This window comes from Polaromonas sp. (assembly GCF_030682935.1).
Lineage (GTDB): Bacteria > Pseudomonadota > Gammaproteobacteria > Burkholderiales > Burkholderiaceae_C > Polaromonas.
Map to the genome: position 1 here is coordinate 1 of NZ_JAUXNA010000130.1, position 13,135 is coordinate 13,135.

Below are 13,135 nucleotides of genomic sequence, written 5' to 3' on the forward strand. Positions count from 1 at the left end.
AAATGATGGAGTCCCGACGCAATTTCTTGCGCGCCTTGCCGGCCATCGCTTCGGCGGAAGGCGAAAGCAAGCATCGCTGGGCGATGGTGGTCGATGTGCAGAAGTGCATCGGCTGCCAGGCCTGCACGGTGTCGTGCATCATGGAAAACGACGTGCCGGCCAACAGTTTCCGCACCGTGACCTCCACTTACGAGGTGCACGACGGCAAGCGCACCGGCACCTACATGCTGCCGCGCCTGTGCAACCATTGCGACGAACCACCCTGCATTCCGGTCTGCCCGGTGGGCGCGACTTTCCAGCGCAAGGACGGCATCGTGGTGGTCGATGGCGACCGCTGCGTTGGCTGCGCCTACTGCGTGCAGGCCTGCCCTTACGACGCGCGCTTCATCAACCACGACACCGGCAAGGCGGATAAATGCACTTTCTGCGCCCATCGGGTCGATGCCGGGCTGCTGCCGGCCTGCGTCGAGACCTGCGTCGGCGGGGCGCGCATTTTCGGCGACCTCAACGATCCGAAGAGCCAGGTCCGCCAGCTGGTCGACCAGAACCAGGTCAAGGTGCTGAAGCCGGAAATGGGCACGCAGCCCCATGTGTTTTATCTGGGCCTGGACGAGCGCTTCCAGGGGCGCGTCGAGGGCGAAGGTACTTTGTGGCAACCGAGCGGACATGGAGCTTGAATCATGAACAGTCAAATCATCGAAGTGCTCAACGTGACACGCGAGGCCGCCTGGCTGCCGTGGGCAGTGCAATACTTTTTTCTGATCGGCCTGAGTTATGGCAGCTTCATGCTGACCCTGCCGTATTTCGTTTTCGGTCGCACCCGGCATGAAAGGCTGGGCCGCCTGGCCCTGATCGGCGCGCTGGTTTGCGGACTGGCGGCGCCCGTCGCTCTGCTGGCCGACCTGCACGGTCCGGGACGTTTCCTGAATTTCTACCTGCACTTCCAGCCGCAATCCTGGATGTCGTGGGGCGCGTTCTTTATCCCGGTGTACCTCGGCGGCTTGCTGGTTTATGCGTGGCTGGCGCTGCGCGGCGATTTCGCCGTGCAGGGCCAGGGCGCAGGCGCATGGCTGACCCGCCTTTATCGCCTGGCCGGGCGGGGCGGCCCGGCGCCGCGCATGGCGATTTCCGCCGCGGCCTTGCTGACCCTGGCGGGCGCCGTGCTGGTGGCGCTTTATACCGGTATGGAGGTGATGGTGGTGCAAGCCCGTCCGCTGTGGAACACGCCTTTCCTGCCGCTGCAGTTCGCGGCAACCGCCTTTGCCGGCGCAGTCGGTCTGTTGCTGTTGTTCAACCGGTTTATTGGCCGCCACGATACACCACTGGAAATCAGCCTCAACCGCCTGCTGGTGCTCGCTCTTGCGGTCGTGCTGACGCTGGGCGGAGGCTGGTTGTTCGTCAGCCTGTCCGGACTCAGCCCCTCGCACAGCGCCGCCTTCAGCCAGGTGGCGGGCATGCCGCAATGGCAGTTGACCGCGGTGTGGGCGGTGCTGGCTACGGTGGTTCCGCTGGTGCTGGCGATCTGGTGCCCGGCCTCCTGCGGCCTGATCACCGGCTTGATTGCCGTGCACAGCGCATGGATGATGCGCTGGACCATCCTCATCGGCGGCCAGTCCATCCCCAAAACCGGCGCCGGTGCTTACGTCTACCACCTGCCGCTGGGCAACGAGGGTCTGATGGGCATCGTCGGCACGGCGGGTTTGTGGATCGCGCTGCTGGTCTTGATGGTGAGTTATCTGCCATGGGCCGGACAGGTGTTTGCCAGCCGCGACAAAAAAGAAACCAATGCACTCGCCGCTGACGCGATGGCTCAGCACTAAGGAGAATTTCCATGGAAGACAAACAAGACAAGCGTCGTTCATTTTTGCGCAAGGCCGCGATCGGCGGAGGCCTCACTGCTTTCGCCGCCGGCTTCTCGACCACCGCAGGGCGCATGGTGGACCATGTGCTGGGCAAGGACACCCCCAAGCAGCGGCTCCACGGCAATTCGCTGGCGCCCGAGTTCAGCGTCAATCCCGCCACCGGCGCGCTGAGCATCAACCCGGAGCAGCAGGTCAGCTACACCATGTGCATGGGCTGCACCACCTTTTGCGGCGTGCGGGTGCGCATCGACAAAAAAACCGGCAACGTTTTGCGCGTGGCGGGCAATCCCTACAGCCCGTTGTCGGCCGACCCGCCGCTGCCATTCCAGACGCCGATCCGCGACAGTTTCGTAGCGCTCTCGCGCTACGAGGAAAAAGGCCTGGCGGGGCGGTCCACTGCCTGCGGGCGCGGCAATGCCGTGCTGGAGCAAGTGAATTCACCGTTTCGCGTGCTGGCCCCGATGAAGCGCGTCGGCCCGCGCGGCGGCGGCCAGTGGCAACCGATCGCGTTCGACCAGTTGATCAAGGAAGTCACTGAAGGCGGCAATCTGTTCGGCGAGGGCGAGGTGCAGGGACTGCGCGCCCTGCGCGACCTGAAGACGCCGATCGATCCGCAGCAGCCCGAACTCGGCCCCCGGGTCAACCAGGTCGGCCTGATGGTCAGCACCAACGAGGGCCGCCAGGCCTTTGTGGAGCGTTTCCTCAAGCAGTCCTACGGCAGCGTCAACCTGGTGGGACACGGCTCCTACTGCGGCGGCGCCTACCGCAGCGGCTCGGGGGCGATGTTCGGCGACATGAAGAAAATGCCGCACGCCAAGCCCGATCTTGAAAATGTCGAATTCTGCATCTTCATCGGGACGGCGCCCGGCAATGCCGGCAACCCGTTCAAGCGGCAGGGAACGCTGATTGCCAAGGCGCGCTCGGGCAACAGCAAGTTCAGCTACGTGGTGGTCGACCCGGTGCTGACCAATGCCGACAGCCTGGCCGCCGGCGACCGCAGCCGCTGGGTGCCGATCAAGCCCGGCACCGACGGCGCGCTGGCCATGGGAATGATCCGCTGGATCATCGAGCAGGAACGCTACGACCGGCATTACCTGGTCCAGCCCAACCTCAAGGTGGCCGAGGCGGCTGGCGAGGCAAGCTGGAGCAGTGCCACGCACCTGGTGGTCGTGCAGCCGGGCCATGCGCGCGACGGCCGCTATCTGCGCGGCTCCGATCTGGGCATGGTCTTGACCGAGGAAGAGCGCTACAAGGACGGGGACCCCTACGTCGTTCAAGATCCGGTGACGAAAAAACTCATCGCTCACACCGAAGCCAAGGGTGAGGCAGCGCTGTTCTTTGACGGCGAGGCACAGGCCGGCACGGAAACGCTCAAGCTCAAAAGCGCGATGAGCCTGCTGCGCGAAGAGGCCTTCAAGCACAGCCTGGCCGACTATTCGGCCGCCTGCGGCATTCCCGTGAACGTCATCGAAGGGCTGGCGCGCGAGTTGACCAGCCACGGCAAGCGCGCCGCGGTCAACGCGCATGGCGGCATGATGTCCGGCGGCGGGTTTTACAACGCCTATGCGGTGGTGATGCTCAACACCCTGATCGGCAACCTCAACCGCAAGGGCGGCACGCTGGTCAACGGCGGTGCTTTCAAGGATGCCGGCGAAGGACCGCGCTACAACCTGGAAAGCTTTGCCGGCGCGGTCAAGCCGGGCGGCACGCCGCTCGGGCGCAACGTGCCTTATGAAAAAACCAGCGAGTTCAAGCGCAAAAAGGCCAGCGGCCAGGCCTACCCGGCGCAGGCGCCGTGGTATCCGAATGCCCCGGGGCTGGCCAGCGAATGGCTGAGCAGCGCGGTCAACGGCTACCCTTACACGCTCAAGGCCCTGATCCTGTGGAGCTGCAACCCGCTCTACGGTGTGACGGGACTGAGCGCGCAAGTCGCCAAAGACCTGGCCGATCCGAAAAAACTGCCGCTGATCATTGCGGTCGACCCCTTCATCAACGAATCCACGGCGCTGGCCGACTACATCGTGCCGGACTCGCTGATGTATGAAAGCTGGGGCTGGGCCAATGCCTGGGGCGGGGTGGCGGTCAAGATGAGCACGGCGCGCTGGCCGGTGGTCGAACCCCGGGCCCAGAAGCTGCCGGATGGGCAGGCGATCGGCATGGAGACCTTTTTCCTGGCGCTGGCCAAGGCCATGGAACTGCCCGGCTTCGGCCCGGCCGGCCTCGCCGACGTCGATGGCAACCCCTTCCCGCTGGAGCGGCCCGAGGACTGGTATCTGCGCGGCGGCGCGAACATCGCGTGGACCGGCAAGACACCGGTGCCGGACGCCAGCGACGAGGACATCGCGTTGTCCGGCGTGGCCCGCATCCGGCCCTTGCTGGAGCAAACGCTCAAGCCCGAAGAATGGCGCAAGGTGGCCTTCATGCTGGCGCGGGGTGGACGGTATCAGAACTACAAGGAAATGTTTGGCGTGAGGCTGCCGCCGGCCGCTCCCAAGGCCGACCCCAAGGCCGACCCCAAGGCGGGCGCCAAAGCCGCGGTGGCGGCGGGCGCGACCGTCCAGGCGGCGCAGCCGCAAGCGCCTTACCCGTCCGACTGGTCCACGCATCGCTTCACCAAACCCATGCAGCTCTACAACGAAAACCTGGGCACCGCCAGGCACAGCCTGACCGGCAAGCGTTTTGCAGGCACCCCTTCGTGGCGCGAGGCGGCCTTTGCCGACGGCACGCCGGTGCGCCAGAAATACCCGCAGGCGCAATGGCCGCTGCAGGTGATCAGCTACAAATCGCCGCTGCAGAACTCTTACAGCATCGGTGTGCGCAGTCTGCGCGGTCTTCACCCCGACAACCCGGTGGCGCTGCATCCGGACGATGCGGCAGGGCTGGGCCTGCGCAGCGGCGACCAGGTCTATCTCGAAACCCCGGGCGGTCGCGTCAAGGCGACCGTGAGTCTGCGCCAGGGCGTGCAGCGCGGCGTGGTGGCGGTGGAACACGGTTTTGGCCACCGCGAACTCGGCGCGCGGGCGCATCGCATCGGCGGAAAAACGCAGCCGCACGAACCGGCGATTGCTGCCGGCATCAATCTCAACGACCTGGGATTGAGCGACCCGACCCACAGCGGGCGCAATGTGTACCTGGATCCGGTGGCCGGAACCACGGTGCGGCAGGGTTTGCCGGCGCGACTGGTGCGGGCGTGACGTGAGGTACCTGACGCATCGCCGTATGGCGTTCGTTTCCCTTCACTGGCCGCAGGCTGCAGTCCAACTGCAAGCTCAGGCTTCAAGTCAACACAACTGAAGGAATTCAAAAGATGAAAGCACAGATTAGATGCATGACGGGCGCTGCCCTGCTCGGGTTGGCCCAATGGGGCTGGGCCTTGCAGGTGCCAGGTCCAGTGGTCGACGGCGAATGGCTCGCCAAGAACAAGGCTGAAGTCACAGTGCTGGATGTACGCCCGAATCAGAAAACTTTTCTGACAGCACCGCAGTTTGCGACCGACAAGAAAACCGGCAAGAAAGTGCTGGTCGAACTGGGCGGCCACATTCAGGATGCCTCGCCGGTGCAAAATAGCATGGTACGTGTTGAGCGCACCGTCGGTGCGCTCAAGGTCAAGTTCATGCTGCCGGAGCGCGCTGATTTTGAAAAGCTGGCACGCAATTGGGGTGTGCGAGAGGGCCGTCCTGTCGTTATCGTGGCAGCAGGTCAGGATCCTGTAGACATGAATGATGCGGCCCGTCTTTACTGGCAGTTTAAAGTGTACGGCGAAGACAACATTGCCATCGTCAACGGCGGCACCGCTGCGTGGTTGGCCGAAGGCCGGGAAATCACCACGGCACCAAGCAAGGTGGTTGAAGGAGACTGGGCGGCCAAGCCTGCGCGCACAGAGATGTTGGTAAGCTCCGAAAATGTTGAAAAAGCCGTTGCCGGCAAGACTGCGCAGTTGATTGATTCGCGCATCACCTCCCAGTATTTGGGTTTGAGCAAGAAAGATAGCGTGTTTGGCTATGGTCACATTCCGGGCGCGCAAAACGTTTCCTCGGAATTGCTGACGACAGAGGGCGACGCGACCCGCATGTTGTCCGTTGCAACTTACCGCGATATTTACAAGGCCAGCGGCGTTGATCCGCAAGCGCCTGCCATCACCTATTGCAACACCGGCATCCTGGCTGCCGGCAACTGGTTTGTCCTGTCCGAGATTCTCGGCAACAAGCAGGCTCGCCTGTATGACGGCTCCATGCATCAGTGGACGCTGGAAAAGCGGGCACTGCAAGCGGTTGCACGGCAATAGCAAAGGCGCGGTAGCTGTGACCCAGCTTTGTCGCGCAACCCGATTGGCGCAACAAGTTCCATGATCATCCAGCCGTAGGAGCGCGGAATGCGGACCGTGAGTCTGGGTCCCCTCCCCGTGCCGGTCGCCCTGCTGCTGCTGATGGTGGCTCTGCTTGTTGCGGCGGGGGTCGGCCGCCTGGTCGAGCGTCGTCAGTAAACGGGCATAGGCAATGTCTTGACCGACATGCTGATCGCCGCCGTGCTGGTGGCGCGCATCGTGCGGGCGTGACGGCAGGCGCAGGCCAATAGACCCCAAACGAACGGCCATAGCGCTTTCGGGCGCTGTAGCAGTGAGGGAAGTACTGAATAGTCAAGCTCGATCCCGGATTTGTCGGGGGCGGCGCTTGCGTGAACAAGGAAGTCAGATGCGTCTTTTCAACAATATGCGGGTCTCCGCGCGTCTCATGAGCGGCTTTGGCTTGCTCATTGCCGCGCTTGTCGTGGTGAGTTCAGTGGCCTTGTTTCAATTGACGGCCATTAATGCCGGCTTGCATGAACTGGTGGATAACCGCTTGCGCAAAGTGCAGCTCTATAGCACGCTGAAAGGCAACCTGCTGGCGGTTGCTGTGATTACCCGGGACGTGGTTCTCCTCAATGACGCCGCGGCAGCAGCCCGGCAGATCGAACAAATTGCACCGCTACGTGCCGGTAACGCTGCAATCTTTGCCGAGCTGGGCAAGACCGTCACTTCGCCCAAGGGTATGGAGCTGCTCAAGATCATCAATGACAACCGAGGTGCCTACAGCAAACTTCTCGATCAGGCGATGAAGCTGGGAATGTCAGGAAATCCCGAGGAGTTGAAGGCTGCCACCGCATTGTTGACGGGGGAGATCGCAGCGAAGCAAGCGCTGATCTTCAAGGCGGTTGACATCGCCCTTAAGCTTCAGCAGGACGCCTCCAGCGAGACCGGTCAGGAGGCTAACCATACCGTTGGCATGACCCGCGACCTGATCCTGGGCATTGCAGCGCTGGCTATCGTGATCGGTTTGTTGGTTGCCTGGTCGATTGCCCGTGGCATCACCCGGGCCCTTGGTGCCGAACCCGGCCAGGTCGCCGACGCGGTGGGCTATGTGGCCGATGGTGACCTGACGCAATCGATAGCGCTGCGTGCCGGCGACGATGCCAGCATCATGGCTTCGGTCAAGCGCATGCAGGCGTCCTTGCGCCGCACGGTCACTGCCGTACGCCTGGGTTCCGAAAGTGTGTCCACCGCTTCGACCGAAATCGACCAGGGCAACCACGACCTCAGTGCCCGCACCGAAAGCCAGGCCAGCGCGCTGGAAGAAACCGCCGCCAGCATGGAAGAACTCAGCTCCACCGTCAAGCAGAATGCCGACAATGCGCGCCAGGCCAACCAGCTGGCGCTAAGCGCCTCCAGCGTGGCCATCAAGGGCGGCGAGGTGGTGGCGCAGGTGGTGGACACCATGAAGGGTATCAACGACTCTTCCAGGAAGATCAGCGACATCATCAGCGTGATCGACGGCATCGCCTTCCAGACCAACATCCTGGCCTTGAATGCGGCGGTGGAAGCGGCGCGCGCCGGCGAACAGGGCCGCGGCTTCGCCGTGGTGGCCTCTGAAGTGCGTTCCCTGGCCGGGCGCAGTGCCGATGCGGCGAAAGAAATCAAGACCCTCATCAATACCAGCGTGGAGCGCGTGGAGCAGGGCACGGCGCTGGTCGATCAGGCCGGCCACACCATGGAGGAAGTGGTCAGCAGCATCCGCCGCGTGACCGACATCATGGGCGAGATCAGCGCGGCCAGCAATGAGCAGGCGCAAGGCGTGGCGCAGGTGGGTGAGGCCATCACCCAGATGGACCAGGCCACGCAGCAGAATGCCGCGCTGGTGGAGCAGATGGCCGCCGCTACCTCCAGCCTCAAATCGCAGGCGCAGGAGCTGGTGCAGACCGTGGCGGTGTTCAGGCTCACGGCAGCCAACCCGCTCGCATCCCAGGACCGCCGGGCATCCCCGGCGACGTCCATCCGCGGGCGCCGCGCGGCGGGAAACCATCCGGAACGCCACCAGATTCAAGGGCCTATGGATCGCCAGGACTTTGCGCGCCTCGCGATGACGGAATAGGCCGGCGTTTCCTCAGGGCGATGCAGTCGGCTCGAGCCCGGTCGTCATCAGCAGCCGGGCGATTTCCGCCGCCGAATGCACGCCCAGCTTTTCCATCGCGTTATGGCGATGCACCTGGACGGTCTTGTCGCTGATGCCCAGTTCGCGGGCGATGACTTTGCTGGACTTGCCGGCGGCCATCAGTTCCGCGACCTCGCGCTCGCGCGCGGTCAACGCGGCCAGCACGGTTTGTGCGGCGAGGGATTGCGTGCCTATCCGGCAGCTTTCAATGCTGCGCTGCACCGCGCGCGTCACCGCATCGAGCAGCACCTGGTCTTTGCACGGTTTTTCGAGAAAGTCGCAGGCGCCGGTTTTCATCGCCTGCACCGCCATGGCCAAATCGCCATGGCCGGTCAGAAAGATGATGGGCAGGTGTACGCCATGCGCCTTGAGCTTTTGCTGCAGTTCCAGCCCGCTCATCAGGGGCATGCGCACGTCGAGCACCAGGCAGCCCGGCACATGCCCGCTGTAACGGTCGAGAAAGTCATGCGCCGACTCGAAGGCCTCCACGCGCCATCCGGCAGAGTCGAACAGGTAAGCCAGCGAGCGGCGCATCGCCGCGTCATCGTCCACCACAAAAAGTACGGCATCGCGTTCGTTCATAGGTCTTCCTGTGATTCTTCTCTCGGCAGGCTGAACCCTATCGCCAGCCCGGGTTTGCCGTCGTCATGGGCCGCCGCCGACAGCGTGCCCCCGAGCGATTCAATAATGCCCTTGCTCAGTGACAAGCCCAGGCCGAGGCCCTCGGTTTTGGTCGTGAAGAAGGGTTCGAACAGGCGCGCGAACTGTTCGGGCGCAAGACCGCAACCGCCATCGCGCACGGTGATGACACAGGCGCCAGCTTCCGCCCGGAACTGCACCTCGATCGGTTCGTCTGCCCGGCCGGCTGTCTGCTGCGCATCCAGTGCGTTTTTCAGCAGATTGAGCATGACTTGCTGGATCTGCACGGGGTCGGCCACCACGGTGGACACTTCCGGCGTTTCGGCGGGCTGCCAGATCACGCGCGCTTGCGGATGGGTGCCGGTGAACAGGGCGATGGTTTCGCCCACGACCGCCTTGAGATCGACTGATTTTTGTTCGGACGCTCTTTTTTGGGAGAACGCGCGGATGTTGCGGATGATGCTTGCCGCCCGCTCGCTTTGCGTGACGATCTCGTGGGTTCCGTCGAGCAGGGGCGCCGGCTCCAGCCGGCCTGCTGTAATGCGCCGCGCCATGCCGCGGGCGAAATTGCCGATGGCCGCCAGCGGCTGGTTCAGCTCGTGCGCGATCGCGCTGGCCATTTCGCCGAGTATGGCCAGTCGCGCGGTATGGTCGAGCGTGGCTTGATGCAGCAGCGCTTCTTCTGCCATGCGGCGTTGCTCTTCCTGCGCGTCGCGCAGCGCGCGGGTGCGCTGGCTGACCAGGTATTCGACCCGCACGGTATGCACCGCCCAGGTGACCAGCAAGGCCAGAATCAGCAGCATCCAGCCCCAATAGCGCCGCAAAACGCCCTCGAAGGTCCATAGGCGCAAATAGGCATAGGGGCCGATTCTCAGTTCCTGGAACAACTCACCAACAACCTGATAATCACTGGGGATCGTCCAGCTATAGCCCTCTGCGGTACGCGGCATGCGCAACAAGGCGATGGCCACTTGCCTGGACAGTTCCGCCGGAGTATGACGCAAGGCGGCAATCGGCCAGTCGGGGTATAGCCGTGACGAGGTCTGGCACGGCAAGCCCCGGATGTCGATCGGCGCCAGCACGCGCAACTCCCCGGCGCCGATCTCGCCGCTGCGGATCATCTGCTCAAGCAGGCAGCTGCGGACGATGCCGGCGTCGGCCTGGCCCGCACGAACCGCATGCACGATGTTTTGAACCGGAAACCCCGTGAATTGCAGATGGGCCAGGTCATGCTCGGGATCGACACCGGCTTGCAGCAATTCGCGTGCGGCAATCTGGTAACCCCCGAACGCATCCGGGTCAACCGCCAGCACATGCTTGCCGGCCAGATCCGCCAGGGTGCGCAGGCGCGCATCGTCGCGCACCACGATGGCCGATCCGATCGATTGCCTGGGCGACAGGGCCCCGGGCGACTCGATGGTCGCGATGCGGCTGGCGCCCTCGCCATGTTCGAGGGCGACATAGTGGCCGCTGCTGGTGATGACGAAATCAATGCTCCGTTCACGCACCGCGCGCGTCAGCCCGGCCTGGTCGAAATCTAGCAGAATGAAATGGTGGCCCGCAATGCTGGCTTCAAGCCAGTTCCTGACATGGGACCAGTCCTCCTGCACCGCCTCGGCGCCTTTATAGGCCAGCACGCCTATCCTTACCGTCGCCGTATTTTCCGTGTCCGCAAGGGCTGGCTGAAACGGCAAACCCGCTCCCATCAACAAGGCCCCAAGCCGGAAAAGCAGGCGAAATAAAAACTTGTGCTTCATATTCCGCCAATAAAACCGGGGCGCTGCCGCTTTAAAAAATAGCAAAAGGAACTAGCAAAAGGAAATAGAGCAGGGCTTTACTGGAACGCCACTTCCGAAAAGCTGCGCAGCTTGCGGCTGTGCAGCTGGCTGCTGCCCTCGGCGCGCAGCAGTTCGACCGCGCGTATGCCGATGCGCAAATGCTGGTCTACGCGTTCGCGGTAAAAGTGATTGGCCATGCCGGGCAGCTTGATCTCGCCGTGCAGCGGTTTGTCGCTCACGCACAGCAGCGTGCCATAGGGCACGCGAAAGCGAAACCCGTTGGCGGCAATGGTGGCGCTTTCCATGTCCAGCGCAATCGCCCGGCTCTGGCTGAAGCGGCGCTGCGCCTGGTTGCCGGGCAGCAGCTCCCAGTTGCGGTTGTCGGTGGAGGCGACGGTGCCGGTGCGCATGATGCGCTTGAGGTCAGCGCCCTCGGCGTGCGTCACGTCCTGCACCGCCTGTTGCAGCGCTTTCTGGATTTCAGCCAGCGCCGGAATCGGCACCCACAGCGGCAGTTCTTCATCAAGCACATGGTCTTCCCGCACATAGCCGTGCGCCAGCACATAGTCGCCGAGCTGCTGGCTGTTGCGCAGGCCGGCGCAGTGGCCCAGCATGATCCAGGCGTGCGGCCGCAGCACGGCGATGTGGTCGGTGATATTTTTGGCATTGGCCGGGCCCACGCCAATGTTGACCATGGTGATGCCGCTGCGGTCGGCGCGCAGCAGGTGGTAGCCCGGCATTTGCGGCAGGCGCGGCGGCGGCATGCCCAGCTCGTCGCCGGCCTCGGCGGGCAGGCCGGTGCGCCGCGTCACCACGTTGCCGGGCTCCACAAATGCGATGTACTCGCTGCCCGCGTCGGCCATGGCTTCATGGCCCAGCCGCACGAATTCATCGATATAGAACTGGTAGTTGGTGAACAGCACAAAGTTTTGGAACCAGTGCGGCGAGGTGCCGGTGTAGTGGCGCAGGCGCTGCAGCGAGTAGTCGACCCGCGCGGCGGTGAACAGCGACAAGGGTTGCGGCTCACCGGGGCGGGCTTCATAGGTGCCGTTGGCAATGCCGTCGTCCATGGCCGCCAGGTCGGGCAGGTCAATCACATCGCGCATCAACTGGCGGCGCGCCGCGCTCATGGTGCCCTCAATGTGGTCGTTTTCGGCAAACGAGAAATGGATGGGAATCGGCTGCGTGCTGGTGCCCACCTCCAGCTCCACGTCATGGTTTTGCAGCAGCAGCCGGAACTGCTCCAGGTAGTCGCGGCTGTACAGGTCGGGCCGGGTCAGCGTGGTTTCATAGCGGCCCGGCCCGGCCACAAACCCATAACTGAGCTGCGAAATGTCCGGCGTTTCAAGAATGGCGCGTGCCACCGTGTCGGTGTGGATGCGCACAAACGGGTAGCAGGCGCGCACATGGCCGGGCATCGTTTCACCGGCCACGTAACGTTGCATGGCGTCCCGCAGGTGCGCAATCTGCTGGTCGTAAATGGCACGGACCTGTGCCAGCGCGGCAGCAGGGTCTTTGTAGCGTGTCGGGGCGATGAAGGCGGGTAAATAAGGCATGGGGCTTATTGTGCTACGCCCCGGCCTACATGCAGCCCCGGGAAGCGGACTAAAAAACGAAGCCCTGACACGAAAACGACACCTTGCGGCCATGGATTCAAACGGTTCAACGCCGGGAAAGACGATGGATGCTGCCATTCGAATTTGAGGTCAACGAGGGCGCAGGTTTCAGCTCAGCTCCGACACGTAGTCCGACACCACCGGCCGCAGGCGCACGGGCTTGTGTTTTGTCACGGTGCCGATGTTGATGCAGCACACGGCCTGTTCGTTCCCGCGCAGGGCAAACAGTGTGCGCAGACGCGGTGACGCCATCGCCTGGCCGCTGGTCAGGCCTGTGCCAAAGCCCGCGGCATGGGCCGAGAGCACGATGTTCTGGATGGCGCAGCCAAAGGACACCAAACGCTCCGCATCGCTCACCTCGGCCTCGGTCGACTCGGGATGCTGGGCGCCACGCGCAGGCGCAGTGCCCGCTTGCGCGTCGCGGTCTGCCAGGCGTGCAATGGCCAGCATCAGAAAAGGCGAGCGGTGGGCCTTCTCGCGTGCGTTTTCGATTTGTTCCGGGGAGGCGTTCGGGTCGCGGTCCAGCAGGGCCAGCCCAAACACCCCGGCCAGATGCTCGCGCCGGGCCGTTGGCACAATGACGAAGCGCCAGGGCAGCAACTGGCCGTGGTCGGGGGCGGCGGCCGCCGTACCCAGAATGTCACTTAATTGTTGCGGCGAGGGACCGGGTTCATCCAGCCGCCGGGGCGAGACGTTTTGGCGCGAGTGAATCAGGGCATTGGCAAATTCCGATAACTCTTGGCCAGAAGCGATGTCCATCAGGCGGTCCTTTGTTG

9 protein-coding genes are annotated in these 13,135 nt (G+C 63.6%); 5 read left to right on the plus strand and 4 right to left on the minus strand.

Going from position 1 to position 13,135, the window contains the following annotated elements; translation table 11 throughout:
• Positions 1–2: 2 nt before the first annotated feature.
• The 5 genes from dsrO to Q8K05_RS05935 all read left to right on the plus strand — a co-directional run bounded on the left by dsrO (position 3) and on the right by Q8K05_RS05935 (position 8,266).
• On the plus strand, positions 3–677 hold the full coding sequence (dsrO, locus tag Q8K05_RS05915; protein WP_305245586.1) for a sulfate reduction electron transfer complex DsrMKJOP subunit DsrO: 675 nt from the start codon (positions 3–5) through the stop codon (positions 675–677).
• Between the two features lie 3 nt (positions 678–680).
• The gene (nrfD, locus tag Q8K05_RS05920) at positions 681–1,820 is read left to right on the plus strand and encodes an NrfD/PsrC family molybdoenzyme membrane anchor subunit (RefSeq protein WP_305245587.1); all 1,140 of its coding nucleotides are present in this window, start codon (positions 681–683) and stop codon (positions 1,818–1,820) included.
• A gap of 11 nt (positions 1,821–1,831) precedes the next feature.
• On the plus strand, positions 1,832–5,056 hold the full coding sequence (locus Q8K05_RS05925; RefSeq protein WP_305245588.1) for a molybdopterin dinucleotide binding domain-containing protein: 3,225 nt from the start codon (positions 1,832–1,834) through the stop codon (positions 5,054–5,056).
• A 113-nt stretch (positions 5,057–5,169) separates the two neighbouring features.
• The gene (locus tag Q8K05_RS05930; RefSeq protein WP_305245589.1) at positions 5,170–6,147 is read left to right on the plus strand and encodes a rhodanese-like domain-containing protein; all 978 of its coding nucleotides are present in this window, start codon (positions 5,170–5,172) and stop codon (positions 6,145–6,147) included.
• A gap of 406 nt (positions 6,148–6,553) precedes the next feature.
• Positions 6,554–8,266 (plus strand): methyl-accepting chemotaxis protein, encoded by a 1,713-nt coding sequence (locus Q8K05_RS05935; RefSeq protein WP_305245590.1) that lies wholly within the window; start codon positions 6,554–6,556, stop codon positions 8,264–8,266.
• Between the two features lie 12 nt (positions 8,267–8,278).
• Here the strand turns inward: Q8K05_RS05935 and Q8K05_RS05940 are convergent, their stop codons facing one another.
• From Q8K05_RS05940 to Q8K05_RS05955, 4 genes are all read right to left on the minus strand, one after another.
• On the minus strand, positions 8,279–8,908 hold the full coding sequence (locus tag Q8K05_RS05940) for a response regulator transcription factor (RefSeq protein ID WP_305245591.1): 630 nt from the start codon (positions 8,906–8,908) through the stop codon (positions 8,279–8,281).
• Positions 8,905–10,602, minus strand: coding sequence for a sensor histidine kinase (locus tag Q8K05_RS05945; protein WP_305245592.1), 1,698 nt, complete (start codon positions 10,600–10,602; stop codon positions 8,905–8,907). Before Q8K05_RS05945 ends, Q8K05_RS05940 begins: the two co-directional genes overlap by 4 nt.
• 197 nt (positions 10,603–10,799) lie before the next feature.
• Positions 10,800–12,299: an AMP nucleosidase gene (locus tag Q8K05_RS05950; protein ID WP_305245593.1), complete on the minus strand. Its 1,500-nt coding sequence runs from the start codon at positions 12,297–12,299 to the stop codon at positions 10,800–10,802.
• A 168-nt stretch (positions 12,300–12,467) separates the two neighbouring features.
• Positions 12,468–13,118, minus strand: coding sequence for a nitroreductase family protein (locus Q8K05_RS05955; RefSeq protein ID WP_305245594.1), 651 nt, complete (start codon positions 13,116–13,118; stop codon positions 12,468–12,470).
• Positions 13,119–13,135 lie beyond the last annotated feature (17 nt).